Source organism: Tolypothrix sp. PCC 7601, assembly GCF_025677855.1.
GTDB classification, from domain to species: Bacteria; Cyanobacteriota; Cyanobacteriia; order Cyanobacteriales; family Nostocaceae; genus Aulosira; species Aulosira diplosiphon.
Genome location: NZ_CP064879.1, coordinates 5365914 through 5385504 on the forward strand (window position 1 = coordinate 5365914; position 19591 = coordinate 5385504).

The 19591-nt window shown below is 39.4% G+C and carries 18 protein-coding genes; 7 read left to right on the forward strand and 11 right to left on the reverse strand.

Annotation, left to right across the window (positions count from 1 at the left end; translation table 11 throughout):
* Positions 1-3: 3 nt before the first annotated feature.
* Positions 4-198 (reverse strand): RNA-binding S4 domain-containing protein, encoded by a 195-nt coding sequence (locus tag HG267_RS22050; protein WP_045867997.1) that lies wholly within the window; start codon positions 196-198, stop codon positions 4-6.
* 596 nt (positions 199-794) lie between these two features.
* Between HG267_RS22050 and HG267_RS22055 the strand changes: the two genes are divergently transcribed.
* A complete protein-coding gene (locus tag HG267_RS22055) occupies positions 795-1052 on the forward strand; it encodes a ubiquitin carboxyl-terminal hydrolase 14 (RefSeq protein WP_045867998.1) in 258 nt (85 codons plus the stop codon).
* 90 nt (positions 1053-1142) lie between these two features.
* On the opposite strand, the gene HG267_RS22060 is transcribed toward HG267_RS22055, so the two are convergent.
* From HG267_RS22060 to HG267_RS22095, 8 genes are all read right to left on the reverse strand, one after another.
* Complete coding sequence (locus tag HG267_RS22060) at positions 1143-1823, reverse strand: uracil-DNA glycosylase family protein (RefSeq protein WP_045867999.1); 681 nt, start codon at positions 1821-1823, stop codon at positions 1143-1145.
* Positions 1824-1969: 146 nt separating this feature from the next.
* The gene (locus HG267_RS22065) at positions 1970-2209 is read right to left on the reverse strand and encodes a hypothetical protein (protein ID WP_155538958.1); all 240 of its coding nucleotides are present in this window, start codon (positions 2207-2209) and stop codon (positions 1970-1972) included.
* 13 nt (positions 2210-2222) lie between these two features.
* A complete protein-coding gene (locus tag HG267_RS22070; protein ID WP_045868000.1) occupies positions 2223-3311 on the reverse strand; it encodes a tetratricopeptide repeat protein in 1089 nt (362 codons plus the stop codon).
* Positions 3312-3412: 101 nt separating this feature from the next.
* Positions 3413-3715, reverse strand: a complete 303-nt coding sequence (locus HG267_RS22075; protein ID WP_045868001.1) for a hypothetical protein — start codon at positions 3713-3715, stop codon at positions 3413-3415.
* A 295-nt stretch (positions 3716-4010) separates the two neighbouring features.
* The gene (locus HG267_RS22080) at positions 4011-4457 is read right to left on the reverse strand and encodes an NADAR family protein (RefSeq protein WP_045868002.1); all 447 of its coding nucleotides are present in this window, start codon (positions 4455-4457) and stop codon (positions 4011-4013) included.
* A 360-nt stretch (positions 4458-4817) separates the two neighbouring features.
* The gene (locus HG267_RS22085; RefSeq protein ID WP_045868003.1) at positions 4818-5378 is read right to left on the reverse strand and encodes a chemotaxis protein CheB; all 561 of its coding nucleotides are present in this window, start codon (positions 5376-5378) and stop codon (positions 4818-4820) included.
* Positions 5378-6208, reverse strand: a complete 831-nt coding sequence (locus HG267_RS22090) for a CheR family methyltransferase (protein ID WP_045868004.1) — start codon at positions 6206-6208, stop codon at positions 5378-5380. The genes HG267_RS22085 and HG267_RS22090 overlap by 1 nt, the downstream gene beginning before the upstream one ends.
* Before the next feature lie 838 nt (positions 6209-7046).
* Complete coding sequence (locus tag HG267_RS22095; RefSeq protein ID WP_052335055.1) at positions 7047-10664, reverse strand: response regulator; 3618 nt, start codon at positions 10662-10664, stop codon at positions 7047-7049.
* Positions 10665-11020: 356 nt separating this feature from the next.
* Between HG267_RS22095 and HG267_RS22100 the strand changes: the two genes are divergently transcribed.
* The 3 genes from HG267_RS22100 (at position 11021) to psb35 (ending at position 12650) form a co-directional block, all read left to right on the forward strand.
* Positions 11021-11251: a hypothetical protein gene (locus HG267_RS22100; protein ID WP_045868857.1), complete on the forward strand. Its 231-nt coding sequence runs from the start codon at positions 11021-11023 to the stop codon at positions 11249-11251.
* Positions 11252-11944: 693 nt separating this feature from the next.
* Positions 11945-12127, forward strand: a complete 183-nt coding sequence (locus tag HG267_RS22105) for a CsbD family protein (protein WP_045868005.1) — start codon at positions 11945-11947, stop codon at positions 12125-12127.
* A gap of 313 nt (positions 12128-12440) precedes the next feature.
* The gene (gene psb35, locus HG267_RS22110) at positions 12441-12650 is read left to right on the forward strand and encodes a photosystem II assembly protein Psb35 (RefSeq protein ID WP_045868006.1); all 210 of its coding nucleotides are present in this window, start codon (positions 12441-12443) and stop codon (positions 12648-12650) included.
* 191 nt (positions 12651-12841) lie between these two features.
* Here psb35 and HG267_RS22115 read toward each other — a convergent pair whose 3' ends face one another.
* On the reverse strand, positions 12842-14485 hold the full coding sequence (locus tag HG267_RS22115; RefSeq protein WP_045868007.1) for an iron uptake porin: 1644 nt from the start codon (positions 14483-14485) through the stop codon (positions 12842-12844).
* 187 nt (positions 14486-14672) lie between these two features.
* Here HG267_RS22115 and HG267_RS22120 point away from each other — a divergent pair, with 187 nt between their 5' ends.
* Complete coding sequence (locus HG267_RS22120; protein WP_045868008.1) at positions 14673-17030, forward strand: hypothetical protein; 2358 nt, start codon at positions 14673-14675, stop codon at positions 17028-17030.
* A 121-nt stretch (positions 17031-17151) separates the two neighbouring features.
* Here HG267_RS22120 and HG267_RS22125 read toward each other — a convergent pair whose 3' ends face one another.
* Positions 17152-17346, reverse strand: a complete 195-nt coding sequence (locus HG267_RS22125; RefSeq protein WP_045868009.1) for a hypothetical protein — start codon at positions 17344-17346, stop codon at positions 17152-17154.
* 347 nt (positions 17347-17693) lie between these two features.
* On the opposite strand from HG267_RS22125, the gene thrC reads away from it, so the two are divergent.
* Positions 17694-18785, forward strand: coding sequence for a threonine synthase (thrC, locus tag HG267_RS22130; protein ID WP_045868010.1), 1092 nt, complete (start codon positions 17694-17696; stop codon positions 18783-18785).
* Positions 18786-19064: 279 nt separating this feature from the next.
* Positions 19065-19571 (forward strand): GNAT family N-acetyltransferase, encoded by a 507-nt coding sequence (locus tag HG267_RS22135; protein ID WP_045868011.1) that lies wholly within the window; start codon positions 19065-19067, stop codon positions 19569-19571.
* Positions 19572-19591: the final 20 nt, after the last annotated feature.

Genomic DNA, 19591 nt, shown 5'->3' on the forward strand with positions numbered 1-19591 from the left:
CCACTACTCATTAATTACATCTCCAACCTGAAAAATTTGCCCTTCTACTGTTACTTGATCGCCTGAGAATAATTTTCTTCCTCGCCGGGTTTCAACTATGCCATTAACTTTTACATCACCATCAAGGATTATCAGTTTTGCTTGTCCTCCAGTTGAGGCTATACCTATTAACTTTAAAAATTGATCAAGTTTAATCATATTGAAGAGCTAAATCAGTTTGTATTGAGGATTGGTCATTATTTATAGCACTAAAGCCTTGTCTAATTCTCAAGTAACTTTAATTATAGTTTTACAGATTGCACAATCTTGTGATAGACAAAATTTTAGGGATACCATGTTTCTATAGAACTCATATTTGATTTTTAAAACTTACGTAGGATGCGTTAGAGATAGTGTAATGCATCTGTGGTAATGCTTTCATGCGTTATGGCTGGTGTCTAACGCACGCTACATTACTGATATTTTTTTAGAAATCAAATCAGATTCTTATATGTACTTTTTGTATGTGAAATATAATTCACATTAAAGTATTTTACGATTTTTATCATAATTTTTGGAATATACCATTAATGGATAAAATCATAATCATTCAGATTATGCAAACTAGTTTGGCTCATCAGCTGTATATATCTTTCACAACCAAAATCAGATTAATCATATCCTTAACCAGATATTAAGGAGTATGGAAATAATTTATAAGAAAGCTATATATAGCTAATTTGAACACCTTCTGTCTGCCATAGGCGATTACCTTTTAAGTCTGCTTGCCCATCTTATGTAAATCCGAGGTATTTATGAGTTCACGCTGCAATCATCTCGATCAAATTCAAAGCGTCACCCCCAGTGCCCAAGGATGTGAAGAATGTCTGAAAACAGGCGATCGCTGGGTACATTTACGTATGTGTCTCACTTGTGGACATATCGGCTGCTGTGATTCCTCAAAAAACAAACATGCCACCAAACATTTTCATGCAACTAATCATCCATTGGTACAATCATTTGAACGCGGTGAAAACTGGCGTTGGTGCTATTTAGATCAAACTTTCTTATAATTTTTGCGCCAGGGATATATGCCTTATGGTAAACATTTTCATAGTGAGTTTTCCATAAGGCACAATTATCCAATGAGCATTTCCGCAGGTTTAATGAGTTAGCCTAATTTTGTCGTATTTAGCACGCACTGCTTGTATATCCTGCCACATCAACCATTTTGGGCCGCCTACTTCCCTAGAAGGGTTCCGCAGTAGATAGGAAGGATGAAAAATTGGCATACACAAACGTCCCTGCCATTCCATCCACTGTCCGCGAATTTTCGTAATGCCTCGCTTATCGTTAGTTAAACCTTTAACCGCAGTTGCACCAGTTAATAAAATGATTTTTGGGTCAACTAAACGAATTTGTTCTAATAAGTAAGGTAAGCAAGCTGCCATTTCTTCTGTAGTTGGCACTCGATTTTCTGGCGGGCGACATTTGTTGATATTACAAATGTAAACATCAGTCTCAGTACTCAGATTTACAGATGCCAAGATTTTCTCTAACAACTGCCCTGATTTACCTACAAATGGTAAACCTGTTTCGTCTTCGTTTTGACCTGGTGCTTCCCCCACAACCATAATTAGCGCTTTGAGGTTCCCTCTTCCTACCACAGCATGAGTGCGGTTATTTCCTAATCCACAACGATGGCACTGATTACAGTGTTGTGCCAACTCTGTCATATCAGAATAGGTATTGGCAGGTATAGGAATTTTAGCGTCTGTGGGAATCAGATCTCGCTGATTAAAAGTTGAATCGTCGAATAGGCTCAGTTGGGTTTCGCTGCTCATGACAATCTAGATTTTGGTGAAAATACCACCTGTCTCATCTGAGTGCAACACTAGTGGAATACTTGTGATGTCGAAGATTTTTGGTAAATCAGCTATAGCTGAAATTTTTTATTTACAGAATCTTTATTGTATCAGTTGTATCGGTATCATGAGCAAACCAAAACCATCGTCAGGCAGGGAGCGTTGAGAGATGAGGGGGATGAGGGGGATGAGGGAGATGAGGGGGATGAGGGAGATGAGGGGAAATAACAAACACCAATTACCCAATCCCCAGTCCCCAGTCCCCAGTCCCCAATCCCCAATCCCCAGTCCCCAGTCCCCAATCCCCAATCCCCAGTCCCCAGTCCCCAATCCCCAGTCCCTAATCCCCAATCCCCAATCCCCAATCCCCAGTCCCCATTACCCCATTGTTTCGTACTGCATAACTTTGGCATAATCGCCTAAAGCATAGCAGGCAACTTTCAGGCTGGCAAAAGCTTGTTCTTGACTGCGAATGTCGTTGAGACTAATGGCTAAAAGTAAACGCTGTTCGTGGTATTCAACAGCTTTTGTGTAATCACCCAAGGCTTCACAAGTAACGCCTAAACTCCCTAAAGACTGTTCTTCAGTTCGCTTGTCTTGGAGTTCTCTAGCTAATTGCAAACGCTCTTGATAGTAAATAATAGCTTGAGTGTAGTTGCCTAAGGCATAGCAGGCGTTAGCGAGATTCTTCAGCACGTGAATGGCGCTACGAAAGTTTTTCAGCCTGCGTGATATGAGTACACACTTTTCATAATATGCGATCGCTTTTGGGTAATCATCCAATGCATACCAAGCATTACCCAAGTTCTTCAGTACTTGTTCTTCTCCCCAATGGTCATTAAGTTCTTGTAAAATTGCTAGACTTTGTTCTTGATAATTAATTGCCTGTGTAAATTTACTCACAGCTTTATACACTAATCCCAAATTATTCAAAGCTGCTACTTCACTTCGCCTGTCTTGTTTGTGCTGGGTAATTTTTAAGGATTGCTCTAAAAACTCGATAGCTTTGTCATATTCGTTGAGGTGTCGGAAAGCATTACCTAAATGAGACAGTACTTGCATTCTCACTGACAAATCTGAAGTATCTTCCATCAAGGAGAGACACTGTTGGCAGTAGGAGATAGTTTTCTGGTAATTACCGAGTGTATAAGCTATTAATGCTAGCAAAGAAAGCACTTTTTCTTGCTTAAGCCTATCTCCAATCGCTTGAAACAATACCAGCGATTGCTCTAAAGAGTTGATTGCAGTCGCTAAATCACCAGCTTGCTGCTGTTGTATTCCTTGACGCAATAGCTTGGATGCTTCTAATAGCTGGGCGTTTGTTTCTGGTGAAACAGGAATTTCTTCTAGGGTAGCTTGGTCAAATTTATGGACAATGGTTTTTTGCTTCCCCAATTTCCGATATGGTGTTGGAAGTTTTGCGGAATCTGCATTTGTGAAATCATTATTCCATCCGCCTGTAGACATCGACCAAGTCCTGGTAAGTTTGCTGATAGTCTTTAGTATTCCCAGAATATTGAAGATATATTCACATCAGCCAGTCATTGATAAACATTACATAACTTCAGTCAACGATTCATAGGCGTTTTTGTCTGCCATATTTGTTCAAATTCTGCTTTATTAATAGCAAAATCTTTGACATCCTCTTGATTAAGTTGTTTGTCGCACAATCTGCCATAATTATCTGCAATGTGGCTGGGATCGTAAAACAAGACATTGCCATTTTCGTAAATTTCTATTTGTCTAATTGCATACAAATCATGACCAACTTCCAAGAAGTAAGTGCTAGTACCCCAATTATCATAGTCTCCTCCCAGAGATTCGTCCCAAAACCATTTGCAATAGCTCTTGTTGGTTGGTAATAGAGACATAATTGGTTAACTCCTATATAGAGATTGTTCACTTGCTGCTTTTAGATAACATATAGTAATCCGATTTAATTTGCATCAGTTATTTGCTGAGTTAGGTAACAGTTAAGAAGGAATTAAAGTATTCCTAGCTTCGCAAAAATAAAATATGAGTCCCATACAGGACTTACACAAAAATAACGTAACTCAGTCATTACAAGCGATAGCAAACTAATCTCCCCTAACGCTGGGATTGCTTCCCTAAACTTGGTTTCGGTCGCAATGAAATTATCGGCGTTGCGTAAGTCCTACTATATATTTAGTCGTTATGCTGAGAACGAAGTATTTCTCGCACTTCCATTAAAATTAATCCCAACATATTTTTACCGCTACCATCAGAGCCGCAACCCCAATAGAAATCAATGGGAGAGTTTTCTACTAATTGTTCTTCACCCGTAGCAAGAAGAATTTCTTTGATATCTGCATGGGTTTGAAATTTACGTAATACTGCTTTTCGCATAATATCGTCTTTAACTTGTTCCCAATCTTGGCGCAGAGGACGACTTCTTTCACGTCCCATTCTGGCAGCATCTTTAGGTTTTTTGACTAACCGAATTTCTTCTAAATGTGCAGTACCAACAAATTTTTGGGCTTGAAAATAATGTTCGCTAGTAGACCAATACAAACCATCTAACTCAAAACCATGTGGTGAAAAGTTAGAAAAACAACCATATTGTTCGCGAAGTGCATAAAAATAAATTGTCATATGTGTAGTTACTCAAATTAATATAAATATTGATAGCTATCCGTTTAGAAGGTGTGAAGTTACTCGTTCAGGTAGGGAAAGTAAAGAAGAACTTACAAATCACAAATTAAATAGGAATGCTATTTAAATGTAAGATTAACTATATGAGATGCAATTTTTATTGTAGCATCCTGAAAAGAGAGCAATTATCAATATTAGTGATATTTTTTAGCTCTGTCTACTGTAAAAATACCGTTATTAATATTATTTAACAGCAGAGGGCGAGCCAGAGCGATCGCATTCTCTAGCCATCTGTACAAAAATTGCGAAATCACTCGTTAAAATAGGGAGAAAAATTTACAAATAGACTTATTTTTTGACTTAATTGCAAAGATAAAGGATTTTTTGTGCTATTTCTTTTGGTGATAAAATCCAGTCTACAGCTACAGCATTAATTGCTGCTTTTGGCATTACTGAACATTCAGCAGTAGTAGGTTCTTGAACTATTGCGATTCCCAAACGTGACTTAATTGCTTTTAAACCTTGTACGCCATCTTCATTGGCTCCTGTTAAGATTACACCAATCACTTGTTCGCCATAAATATCTGCAGCAGACTCAAACAAGACATCAATTGAAGGTCGAGCATAGGAAATTGGCTGATCAGTAGAAAGAGCAAAACAGCCAGATTCTACTAATAAATGATAATCGGCTGGTGCTAAATAAACATACCCAGGCATAATTTCGTCTTTGTCTTCTACCTCCCGCACTTGTAGATCTGTGTGCTTTTGGAGAAACTCACTCAATGTATTGTAAGATTCTCGATGCCGATGCTGTGCAATTGCTATAGGAGATTTTAAGTTTTGAGGTAGGTTTCTTAATATCTCTTTTAAAGCAGCAAATCCCCCTAATGATGCACCTATGACTACAATTTTAAACACCACTAATTCAACCTCCGATAGAGCTTTTCACCTTTGACAAGCTCTTGGTATTGATGGTCATGGGGAGTAAAACGAATTGACTCTTGCCGTCCTAATCCGAGAATACCAAAAGGACAAAGGCTATTATAAAAAAGTTCATGTACTTGCTTTTGTAGGGTTTGATTAAAATAAATTAAAACATTACGACAAATGATGATATGAAACTCATTAAAAGAACTATCTGTTGCTAGGTTATGTTGAGCGAAAACAATATTTTCCCGCAAAGCAGCACGAAAAATTGCACTGTCGTAAGCGGCTGTATAGTATTGTGAAAAAGATTCTTTGCCTCCAGATTTTAGGTAAAGTTGGGTATAATCTTGCATGAGTTTCAAAGAAAAAATGCCTGTTCTAGCTTTTTGTAGGACTTTTTCATTAAAGTCTGTAGCATAAATTCGACAACGTTGATATAGGTTTTCCTCCTGTAGTAAAATTGCCATTGAGTAAACTTCTTCTCCTGTGGAGCATCCTGCGTGCCAAATGCGAATAAAAGGATAGGTACGCAATAGCGGAATTACCTCTTTTCTTAAAGCGAGATAAAAGCTAGGGTCACGAAACATAGAAGTAACATTTACTGTTAGACTTAGCAAAAATCTTTCTAAACATTTGCTATCATGTAGCACTCGTGCTTGCAGTTCTGAAACACTTGTACAGCCTTCTATTTTGATAAAACTGTGGATACGACGTTTGAGAGAAGAAACAGCATAATTACGGAAGTCGTAACCCCAGTAACGGTAAACTCCTTCAAGTAGTAACTGAATTTCAATATCTTCTAGTTTTGCTTTGGGTAAATTCATAACAGAGGCGAAAGAAGATAAAAAAGTCTTCTTGCTGTAAACATTTCAATATAAGCTATTCGCTGTGATTGCTGAAATTACTGGCGTAACAAGAGAACAGGGGAACAGTGACAGCAAAGAAGGAATAAAGTTATACCTAGCTTCGCAACAATCAAATATGCATCCTATATCGCCAATTGCTATTACTTAGTAAACCATGTTTTGGCAATATTATCTATTACCGCTAATCGGTATACAATGACAATTGTGGCTGCCAGGACAATCATTATTTAAATGATTGATGAGATTTTGTAGTGAAAATCGAATCTGCTTTAGCGGTACTGCTGCAACTGTGTTTCTGGCTATTGCTTTCGATGTATTCATTAGTCCGCAAGGTTTATATCAATGTTTTTATATATTCAAAATAATGTTTTATCACTAAATTTTCTACTCTCTAAAGTGAGACGAAGATATTACCTAAAGTAAGAAATAGGATTTTTAAATACCACGAAAATCAGAAAATAACCTTAAAAAAATTTAAAGATTGCTTCGCTGAAAAGGCAAAAACCGGGTTTATTTAAAAACTCGGTTTTCCTTGTTAGTTTAATTTTTGAATTTACATCTACCCTATATTTTTAACCAACCTCTTCAAAAAAATAAAAATCAAACAGTAACTGCGCTCAATTTATTTGGCGCAATATTTTTCATCATATTCATATCTTATAATGCAACTTAAAAAAGCACATCATACTGCAGAACCAAAAATAGGTTCGCCTCTTCTAACTCAAGATTTATGGGGGTCATTCGCAAGATAGCAATCAGCAAGATGCAGCAGTTTTGATTAATTCAAAATTACACTTCAGTGATACAACCAAACCCGCAGTAGGGAAAGTAGTTGTTCAGTGTCTACGGGCTTGGTAATATAATCTGAGGCTCCTGCTTCGATGCATTTTTCGCGATCGCCTTGCATGGCTTTGGCGGTTAAAGCAATAATCGGTATTGTGCGGAATTCCTGTAGCTGACGAATGGCGCGAGTTGTTTGATAACCGTCCATTTCCGGCATCATGATATCCATTAAGACGATATCGATATGAGAGTTGGCTTGCAATGTAGCGATGCCATCTCTGCCATTCTCTGCAAATAATACTTGCATTTGATAGCCTTCTAACAAGCTAGTCAAGGCAAAAATATTCCTGACATCGTCATCGATAATTAAAATCTTTTTATTTGCCAGTATGGGATCGGAACTGCGGAGTTGTTCTAAAATGTGCCGTTTTGATTGGGGTAAATTGGCCTGAACACGATGTAAAAATAAGGCAGTTTCATCAAGTAACCGTTCAGGCGATCGCACATCTTTAATAATGATTGTCTCAGCCAAGCGTCGCAATTGGGTTTCTTCTTGGCGCGAAAGTTCTTTCCCGGTGTAGACAATAATCGGAATTTTCAACCAGTTGGGTTGTTGTTTGATTTCCTCAATTAGTTCTAAGCCAGTCATATCAGGCAAACCCAAATCCAGCACAATACAATCTATATGCTGGGATTGCAGTGTAGTTATGGCTGCAGCTGCTGTATGGACTGCTGTACTGTGAACATCGCCATTACCGATTAGTTCAATAATACTGCGGGCTTGGACTGGGTCATCTTCAATTACCAGCAGATTCTTGACCTTACGCTCAACAAAGCCTTTAATATCGGTTAAAGCACCAACCAGTTGTTCTTTAGTAACAGGCTTTTGTACATAAGCGATCGCGCCTAACTCTAAACCACGTTGTTGACGATCGTCAATGGAGAAGATATGTACGGGAATATGGCGCGTTTGGGAATCATGTTTGAGCCGATCTAGCACCATCCAGCCATCTATATCTGGCATACAGATATCCAAAGTAATGGCATCGGGTTTAAACTGTTGTGCTAGAGCCAAACCTTGTTTGCTGTTTAAGGCTACCAACACCTTAAACCCTTGTTGGCGCGCCATATCCAGCAAGATACGAACAAATTTTACATCATCTTCAATCACCAGCAAAACGCGATCGCCGACTTGAATTGCGTCTCTATCGTCTGCAACTTCAGTTTGCGGAGTGATAGGAACTGCGGGAGGAGGAGAAGCTTCAGCACGTGCGGGAATTGGGAGAGGTAGAGAAATTTTCTGTTTATCTTGTAAAGTATTATCTCTGCTCTGTCCTTGGCTGCGAACTCCCTGGATTGGTAAATAAAGTGTAAAAGTGCTACCTTTTCCTAGTTGGCTAACTAGTTCAATTCTCCCACCTAGCAAATGAGCTAGTTCCCGGCTAATCGATAAACCTAAGCCTGTACCGCCATATTTGCGGCTGGTTGTCCCATCTGCTTGTTGAAATGCTTCAAAAATTAATTGCTGTTTATCATTAGGAATACCAATACCTGTATCGCTGACAGCAAAAGCAACCGTATCTGCGTTGACTAGACTAATTTGTAAGGAAATTCCTCCTTGTTCAGTAAACTTAAAAGCGTTTGCCAATAAATTATTTAAAATTTGTTGGAGGCGTTTAGAGTCAGTATGAAATGTGAGTGGTAAATTACCGTCAATTTGAATATTAAAACTCAAATTTTTCTCTAGTGCTAGCTGGTGGAAATTCCCTTGGAGGTAGCTTTGCAAAGTTATCAGGCTAACTTCTTCTCTTTCAATCGCAAACTTACCTGATTCAATTTTCGCCAAATCTAAAATATCATTAATTAATCGCAGCAAATCATTACCAGCACTATAAATTGTTTGGCTATATTCAATTTGTTTCTCTGTTAAATTACCTTGGGAATTTTCTGCCATTAAGCGCGCCAAAATTAATAGGCTATTCAGTGGTGTCCGCAACTCATGGGACATATTGGCTAAAAATTCTGACTTATATTTTGAGGTGAGGGTTAATTGTTTGGCTTTATCTTCTAAAGATAGCCTTGCTTGTTCAATTTGTTGATTTTTAACTTCAACTTCTCGTTTTTGTGTTTCTAGCAATTCCGCCTTTTCTTCTAACTCCTCATTTAATTGTTGTAATTCTTCGTTGGACTGTTGCAATTCTTCTTGTTGTTGTTTTAGCAGTAATTGCGATTCTTCTAACTCCTGCGCTTGTTCTTGTAACCTTTGATTACTCAGCTTCAGTTCTGCTTGCTGATGTTGTAATTCTTCGGTTAAATCCTGAGACTGCTGGAGTAGTTCCTGAGTGAGCATATCGGACTTAATCGCATTTAAGACTACGCCGATAACTGTAGTAACTTGCTCTAAAAAAGTTAAATGTAATTGATTAAAAGTTTGGAATGATGCGAGTTCAATAACAGCAACTACCTGCTCTTCAAACAATACAGGTAAGACAATAATATTTAACGGCGGCGCTTCACCTAAGCCAGAACTAATGCGAATATAATCATTGGGAACTTGGGTGAGCAAGATTCTTTGCTTTTCTAAAGCACATTGTCCTACCAATCCTTCACCTAAGTGAAATTGATTGGCTAAATTTTTTCTTTCATTGTAAGCATAGCTACTCAATAACTTCATCACAGGGTGATTTTCTACAGAATCCATCACGTAGAAAACGCCTTGTTGCGCTCCCACTAAAGTAGCTAACCGCGATAATATTAATTGTGTAACATTGGCTAAATTTCTTCTTCCTTGAAGACTGTTACTCAAATCAGCCAGATTCGATTTTAACCAGTTTTGCTCTTCATTTAATTGCTTAGTTTCTCGCAAATTAGCAATCATTTGATTGAAACTGTTTGTCAGTACACCTACTTCATCTTGACGTTTTGTATGTGGTAAGTTAGGCGATAAATCACCAGCCGCAATTGTGGTGGCGATGCGAGCAATTTTCTCGATAGGTTTCGAGATATTTCTTGATAGCACATAGCCAATTAAAGCGATCAAGATAAAAGCTATAGGAATTCCATAGACGATAGTAGCAGTAGTTTGATTGGCGGCTGCTTTGGCTTGGCTTGAACGTTCAGCTAATAATTGACGTTCTGCTTGTTTCATTTCCTCAGCCAAGTTGCGAATCTGATCCATCAACTGCTTTCCTTCATTTGAAAGCACTAACTTCTGAGCAGCTTCAAATCCTTGATTTTGGCGCGCCGCAATCACTTTTTTCAGGACATTTATCCTAGTATTAATTAGCGGCTCTAAGCGATTGAAGCGCTGTTCTTGCTTGGGGTTATTAGCAGTTAAGTCGCGGAGTTTTTGTAGTGGTGGCTGTAAAGAGGCGATCGCACTCTCATAAGGCTCTAAATATTGCTGTTCTCCAGTAATTATGTAACCACGTTGTCCAGTTTCCGCATCTTTAATTTTGGAACTCACCTCATCCAAAAATCCCATCACTTGGTATGTACGGTTTTCCAAATAGGAAGTTTTGATTAGTTCTTGAGTTGTACGATAGGAAACGTAACCAATGGCGCTAAGAATTACTAAACCTAAAGCGAAACTTGCTCCTATTTTGCTGCCAATTTTCAAATGATTGAACATTTCTCTTGTGAATTGCAACTATATCTGCTGTCGAGTATGAGTTTTTATATCATCTTCTCCAAACAAAGCTAGAGCAGACATTGCATATTTGGTAGCTACTCAATAGCTTTTGCTGCATACTCTAAACTTTTTAATATTTTTTAGTTTATTTTAACATAAAGTAGTATTAATCAAAATCTTATGTTATTCAGGATACCAAATAATTTAATAAAAGCTGATATTCATTCTAGAGATTATTCAACTTGATTCGGAAGAATTAAATAAATAATGCCTAAATTTAAACTTGCGATAGAGCAGGAAATCACAATAGTGCATTATAAATTGAACTAAATAGATGAAATAAAACGGTGATGGCAATGAGTGCAAATAGTTTTACAATACCTAAATTTTCGCCTGGGGAAACAGTAGAATTTATCGGTGGTATGGGAATGATAGTAAAGTGCAGCCCTAATTCAGCGACTTGGGCATATTATGTAGAAATGCAAATGGGAGACGAACCAGAAATGGGTAGAATCGGTTATGAAACCACAATCTTATTGTTAGAAACAGATATTGCTTCCTTAGCAACCCAGCTGATTGCAGCCTAAATCCCAAGCTGATATCGAATTAAGGATGGTAAATTAAAAACTAACTCAAAGTAAATTAAGTATACAAAAACATAACTTTTACATTTTGCTATCTAACAGCCTGCAAATAAGCTGTTGTTCGAGAAAAATTGAAATATAGCAATCCTCAATTAGTTCCGAAACGACAAATTAAGGTAGGGAACAGGAAGAAAAACGTACAACTGTAGATTGGCTTTCACATATAGGAATGCTATACATCATATTTCAGGCGATCGCGTACAGTAGGGGCACAATATATTGTGCCCCTAAAATTATATATATCTCATCAACCCGCGACTGTAGGATGTGTTAGGCGCGAGACGTAACACATCTAAATCTTTGGGAAAGACGAGTGAGGTTGAATCTAACTGTAAATTCCTGAAATGCTTTACTCCTCAGGAATCAGCTATTTAATTCTTCAACTTAGCCTACCACCAGACAGAGAACTTATTATCTCGAGATAGAACTGACAAAGAGCCTACCTCTATCGAGAAATTATTCCTAGAAATCTTCAAGATGAGTTGAGCTAGCTCAAAATTATATATCAGGAATTATCAAAAACCTGATGAATTATCTTCTTAAGATAGAATCGCTGCCAAAAATAACAAGCTAATCTATAAACATTGAATGACTTGAGCCACATTAAAAAAATCACTAAAATTTAGGAGCAAATGTATGAGTTTAGAAAATAGAGCCAAAGCCGTTGCCAAAAATATCGAAGGTAAAATCCAAGAAGTTGTTGGTGACATCACTGGTAACCCCAATGATAAGGCTGAAGGACAAGCAAAGCAAGTAGAATCTCAAGTGCGCCATACAGCCGAAAACGTCAAGGATGAAATTAAGAAAGCTGTAGATTAATTAACAGATATTTGCATAAGAAGGTAGAAAATAATGCCAATAAAAATATTATTTACTCTACCTTCTTACTTACAGAAGTCATATTCGGACTGATGTCAATACTTGTCGGTTAAGGGCAAAAGGGGAAGGGGAAAAGGGGCAAGAAAAAACCTTTAACCCTTACCCTTTCACCTTTTACCCAAACTAAATTCCGAGTTGAAAATCCTTAACCGAGCAGTATTGGGACTGATGTAAATTTGATTTTGAATGTAGGAATCAGGAAATCAAATTGTCAATTTAGGTTTAACTCATTAATAATTTAAGGTTATAAATTATGTTCAATGTTGCCTTTGCCTATTTTCTTACAGAAGCTTCATTAGCTACAGAAAGCAGTTTTAATTACTCACTAGTACTCACAGTAGTTTTTCTTGTAGGTTTTGTTGCGTCTGCTGTGATTGGTTCGATTGCTTGGTATAACTCCAAACGTCCTGTAGGTTGGGAAGATAAACAACGCCCCGATTTCGTTCCAGATGTAGATAAGTAATTTAATTAGTGTTTCCTTGTTTGCCATAAGTTTATGATAGTGTTTGCTCATTTCAACAGCAGACACTATTTTCTTTTGTTGATGCTTTAACTCATACTAAATCACGAACCGGGAGTTCTAAGCCAAGCTTGTGTTAATCCATCGTTTGCAGCCAGTAAATGGAAAACATGGAAACAAACAATTTTAAACAATTAAAACAGAAAAGTACTTCTAAGTATACCAATAGTCACAGGATCACTATTAGGTGTATGTCCGGGTTCTAATATATGAATGATTCCTGGGGTAATACTAATATTATCTGTGACTTGAAAGCGATAAAAAGCTTCGATTTGCAGTGTCGTTCCTGGTTGTCCGCCTGCACGTCCTAAACCTGTATTAATTGTGTCAGGAACATTGCTACCTGTGCGTAAGTTACTGCTAGTAATTTTTGGCGGTTGTCCGACATAAATTCCGCCCAAATTTCCTTTAGCAAATAAATCAGGGAAATTAACAAATGCCATGTAATTTGTTGTTTCCACACTTCCCGATTGCCCAGGAATGTAAGAACTGGTATAACCACCCCATCCCCCAATAGTAATGCGAGGTGAAATTTGCCAAGTGACGGTTGCACCCACAGCATTGGTTTGTAGAGGTGCGGAATTTGCTGTTAAGCACTCATCACCTACAAAGCTGAGTAAACAACCATCTGAAGAGTAATTATTCACATAATAAAGACTTAAATCTATAGCATCCGTTGGCGTTACAAGTAACTGTACACCAGTCGTAGTATTACTATCAAATATGCCAGTACCTTTACCTGGATTACCAGGATTAAAACTAGAATAAAGTGCCTGTAAACTGAGGCGTTTAGCAATTTGCCAATCCAAAGCTATGCCACCATGACCAAACCCTATATTTAAAATAGGGTTACGTTGTGCGAACAGAGATAGGGGGCCTGTAGCACCACTTTCTGCTCGGTTTGGGCCTCGGAAAGCGGTTGTCATATTGACGTTTTCTGTACCGATCATCAGCGCTAAGTTGTCAGCTGCTAACCAGTGATAATGCAGGTCACTAATGATCAAGCCATCCGTAGGAAATTCGTAGCCCAGCAACACATCATTGCGAGAAATGCTATTGTTAAACCTCGGACTGGTAGCACCGATTCCATGTAAAAGACCTGTAAATAAGTAACTACGCGGCGTAAATTGAGTAGTTAAATACAGCTGACTCAAGGAGATAACATTAGTATTTGTCCCTAGGTCATTTGTATCTTTGATACCATCTCTAGGGTTAATGTCACCACGATTGCTATTTCTTCCTTGTACGCCAATTATGGCGAAGCCACTGAGTTTCGTTGTTGTGGAAAATTGATTGGCTTCAAGTTCGGCTGTGCGCGCTTCTAATTGATCGACTCTACCCCGTAAAGTGGCTAATTCTGGGGCAAATTCTGATTGTAATTTTTGGATTTGGGCTAAGTCTTCGCGGCTAACTAAGTCACTGGTAGCTGTAGCAATTAACTCGTTAACTCTATCTAAGCAAGCATTAACACCTGCGGCAAATTCATAGCGTGTCAATGCGCGATCGCCTCGATAAGTGCTGTTGGGATAACCTGCGATACAACCGTAGCGTTCTACTAAAGATTGTAATGCTTGAAATGCCCAGTCCGTCGGTTGTACGTCTTTTAGCTGTGATACCGATGTTACTTGCTCCATCGGTTCTGGATTTTCTAGAGCAGATTCTTCACTAGAAGAAGGCAAACTATAATCTTGAGCGATCGCTTGTTGGCAAAATCCATTTACGCCCGTAATTATTAACCATGCCAGCATCCAGGTCTTTATTTTAGTGGGGCGTATCATTGGCTTCTACTCTGCTTCCATACTTAGGCCATGAGTGTATTCATATTTATGTATAAATGGCTTGAGTAATTTTACGGTTTTTGTGTCAAATTAGACTGGAAAATTTTTGGGCAATATTTAAAAACCGCGAGTATAAAAGATAAATTATGCAGCCTCAAACTACTTTCTAGATAGAGTGCAAACCAACATGGTCAATCGATTGCGAAAGCTAACTTTAAAACCCTCATGGCAAAACCAGTCTCATGTTGGGAGAAATCAAGATGTCTCTACAACACACCAAAAAAATTCTCAATGGGGAAATAGACTGACATCAACTCTAGCGATCGCCATATTGTTGAGTAGTGTTGGTGTATTAATTACTTTTGCTTGGCTCAGTATTCTTTATATTTTTAATCCAGAAAAAATTATCTGGATGAATAAATTTTTACCGGAATGGGCGCAAATATCTCGGGGTAATTACAAGGATAAACCCCTGACTCTCAAACAAATTAAACTTAGCCTGAGTCAAAAAAAACTCATGGCTGGGGAGACTATAACTGTACCAAAGGATAAACAACAGTCTTTTTTACTGCCAGTTTTCCAACAGCGTCCTGATTGCCTGAATGATTGTCAAGCATTGGTAGAACTGAGGGTTTATCAACAATCTCAAGATTTGGAATTACCATCTCCAACCGAAAAATACTACCGTTTAGCCAGTCAACTAGCCATAACTGGGCCAGAAGAATCTTTTGTGGCTTCTACTGCTGATGAAGTGGAATTAGATAACCCAGAAAATAGCCAACCCTTACCGTTAACTGAAGTCAAGCGCTTTCCGGGTGGCACATCATCAGGATTGTGGCTGAATCTACAAGGTAAACTACCCCAGGGAACTAGTGCGATCGCCTACGGTAATATTATTTACTACAATCCACAACGCAGTACTCTGCAACAGATGTTGACTTGGAAAAGCCCCAATGGACAACTACCAAAATGGCAGCAGGTGACTGGAGATAGTGTCAAAGAATTAGTTATCGATCAAACTATAGGTTTAGAACCAAGGTTACGTATTTATCAAATTAAACCTTTAAAATTATTTCTCCATCCCATTGCTTTAGAAGAAATTTCTTTAAAAATACCAGCCCTGAAAAATCCTGCTTACAAAAACGCCTTATTACTAGCCCGTAGCGGACTGTGGACTCCAGCTTTTGAGTGGCTGCAATCATTGCAGAAACAGCAAAAAGCCACACTTCCTGCAGATGCACAAGCGCAAATCGATGTAATTAGCTTGCATTCCCAACTGACGAAAACCGAAGCTGATAAAACTTGGGCAATTCCCTCTCAAGAGGTGCTAGCAGATTTAATTGATGGTCGCTGGCAAAAAGCATTACAGGTATTTGAAGCTTCGCCACAAAATGTCCCAGAAATTGCGACTCTGCTGCAAATGGATGGAGGTAGGTTATGGAACCGCATCACTACTGCATTGCGAGTCAACCCCAATAGACCAGAGGTAATCGCTTGGGGTGCATTGGTATTAGCTGTTCAACGGGGGGAAGAACACGCGATTTCTTGGTTGAAAGCACAACCACAAATTACTCCCCAAACGATGACTTATATTGAAGGTTTGTTAGCCACACTCAGTAACGAAGGTATCAGACCCAAAATCCTTTCTACTCAGCCCAGCCGAATTGTGGGTTCGGTGCAACTCATTACCCAAGTCAACAAAAAAGATTGGCTAAGACCAAACCTGACAACAGACCTGCAACTCACAGATAACGAAGTTTGGTATCAAGTAGAGGTGAGTGCATTTAATGATGGTAAACGCTGGCTCAATTTCCCCTTTGGGAATTTTCAATTACCTAAAATTTCTCCAGCAAAATTTATGTGGGACACCTTGGGTATTAGTGCTAACCCCACAATTTTAATAGTGGTTTGGTTACCCAACGGAGAACAACAAATGACCACCGCCACAATTAAAGGCGTGCAATTGCAAGGTGGGGTTTTACGCTTGCTAGTATCTGGACAACCAATTGCGGAAAATCAAAATCATCTCCAACCACGACCTTTAGCTTTAACAGATGCAGCGCTGGAATGGGTACAACCATCCCCCATCACTCTGCAAGAACTATCACAACAAGATCCAGCCAGAGTGTCAGCCATGCTACCAACAGTGTGGAAGTCATTACAACAATCAGGTCAAATTCCCAATGGTGCTATGCCCAGTCTGCCACAGATGTTGCAACAAATAGGCTATTGGCCCGTGCAAGTCTTAAATTTAACCAATAATACGCATCCAGAAAGTGTGTTGACTATCTCAGACGAAGCGATCGCATCTTTAAATCATCCAGGAATTGACGCACAAGCAGCCGCCAAAAATCTTTCTCGTCCCCGCACTTTAATCTTGTCTGATAGTGGTAAGGTAATTTATACTGAGTTTCAGCAAAATTACCACCAAACACTAACGGGGATAGCCCAACTTGCAGATGGACAATCTCTAGCGCTATTAGTAGAAAATGGTGATAAATATAGCCTCAAGCGCTGGTCAAAGAAAAATCAACGCTTTGAATAACAGCCGCAGGAAGGTTGAAGGCTGAAGTATAAAGGATGAATTTAATTTAGGGTTGCAAAAAATTGGCTAATTTGGTTTTAGCCTTGAGCCTCCAGAATTCAACCTTCAGCCTGCGTTGAGCTTATTGCTCTTGGCTATCAGCAGACAGGCGTTGTTCCTTCAGGCTTTGTAACTGTAACAGCAAAGATTCTACCTCTGCTCGCAGGTGCATTAATTTAGCTTGTTGGTCGTCTTGGTAGTAAGCCTTGTTTAACTGGCTTTTCCAAAGATCTTGGCAAGGACGATCAGAAACACTAGTAGAAGAACTGGTAGACATAGTTATTTAAATCCACAACTCAACTCACACCATTAGAGATAATATAATAATGTAGTTTTAAGCTTTGTTAAATGATTGTATACTTTCAATCATTTACTCTAATGGGTTTATAGTTTTGTGATAAGAGACTCAAATTGTGATGCCTGTGTTCCAGAAAAAACATCACAGATGAGATTCGCTTTTGGCAAAACTTCTGACAAAGCTGACTAGAAAATGGTAAATAAAAATCTAGGTAAAACGCCCGCACTATAAAAATTACTTTGTTCTTGTGATGAGAGCGTCTCTTGGTGCAAGATGTTTACCATTGAAATTTTTCTGTTTGCACGAAAAAACTGATATAAATTACCGTGACTGTAAGCCTATCTGCTGCTAAATCTCATCGCCAACCTTGGCCCGGACTGATCGAAGCCTATCGTGAATACTTGCCTGTCAGCGAAACAACGCCCGTTGTCACTTTGTTAGAGGGTAATACACCGCTAATTCCAGTGCCCGCGATCGCAGAACGCATTGGTAGACAAGTCCGCGTTTTTGTCAAATATGACGGTCTTAACCCCACTGGTAGCTTCAAAGACCGGGGAATGACAATGGCTATTTCCAAGGCTAAGGAAGCAGGGGCAAAGGCGGTAATTTGTGCCAGTACAGGAAATACCTCAGCAGCAGCCGCAGCTTATGCTAGGCGTGGCGGGATGAAAGCTTTTGTGCTGATTCCCGATGGTTATGTAGCGCTGGGTAAGTTAGCACAGGCTTTACTATATGGGGCAGAAGTGCTGGCGGTAAAAGGCAACTTTGACCGTGCCTTAGAAATTGTCCGTGAGATGGCAGAAAGCTACCCCATCACCTTGGTGAATTCAGTCAATCCCTACCGTTTAGAAGGGCAGAAAACAGCCGCCTTTGAAATCGTTGATGTTTTAGGTAACGCCCCAGACTGGCTATGTATCCCAGTTGGCAATGCGGGGAATATATCTGCATATTGGATGGGATTTTGTCAATACCACCAAGTAGGGAAATGCGATCGCTTACCCACAGTGATGGGCTTCCAAGCAGCAGGTGCAGCACCTTTAGTTAACGGTCAGCCAGTACAGCATCCCGAAACAGTAGCAACAGCAATTCGCATTGGCAATCCTGCGAGTTGGGAAAAAGCTGTGGCAGTAAAATCAGCTAGCCAAGGAAACTTCTACGCCGTTACCGATGAGGAAATTCTTGATGCTTACAGATTGCTCGCATCAACAGAAGGCGTTTTCTGCGAACCAGCCAGCGCTGCTTCCGTAGCCGGAATGTTGCAGGTGAAAGACCAAATTCCCTCAGGAGCAACAGTTGTGTGCGTCCTCACGGGTAATGGTTTAAAAGACCCAGATACAGCCATTAAGCACAGCCACAGCCAATTTAAACAAGGAATTGAGGCAGAATTAGGCGCAGTTGCCACAGCGATGGGATTTTAGAATTTGCGGAAAGTCTGAGCGGCGGCTTCCGCCGATCAGAACTTTCCAAGACGGATTTTGGATTGATCAGCAGATCCCCGACTTTTTCAAAAAGTCGGGGATCTAAATTTCTCTACGTTGATTGAGAATGCTGCTAAGTAGGGAGGCATAATTATTTGTAGGATGGGTTAGCGATAGCGTAACCCATGCGGGTGTTGGGTTTCGTGCCTCAACCCAACCTACGTCCATCTTATATTTAATTCCAACCAGCTACATAGCGCAGATTCTAGAACACCAATAATGAATATCACAATCAGAAAAGAAGTGCCTGGTGATGTTGCTGATATTGAAGCTTTGACAACAGCGGCGTTTCTTAATACGACCTATAGTAGCCACACCGAACAGTTGATTGTGAATGCTTTGCGTGACTCAGGGAACTTGACAATTTCCCTTGTTGCTGAAGCTGATAGCAAAATCGTTGGGCATGTTGCTGTATCCCCAGTTTCAATTTCTGATGGTAGTCAGGGTTGGTATGGACTGGGGCCAATATCTGTATCTCCACAGCATCAAGGCGTTGGTATTGGCTCACAACTAATGAGGGAAGCGTTGGCTACTCTACGCCAACTAGGTGCATCTGGATGTGTATTACTGGGAAACCCTAACTACTACAGCCGTTTTGGTTTTCAGGTAGAGCCTAGTTTAGTTTTACCCGATGTTCCACCCGAATACTTCCAAGCTATTTCCTTTAACGGGCAAATACCAACTGGACTTGTCTCATATCATGAGTCATTTAATATACAAGTTTAATACCAACCAATTTAGTCAGA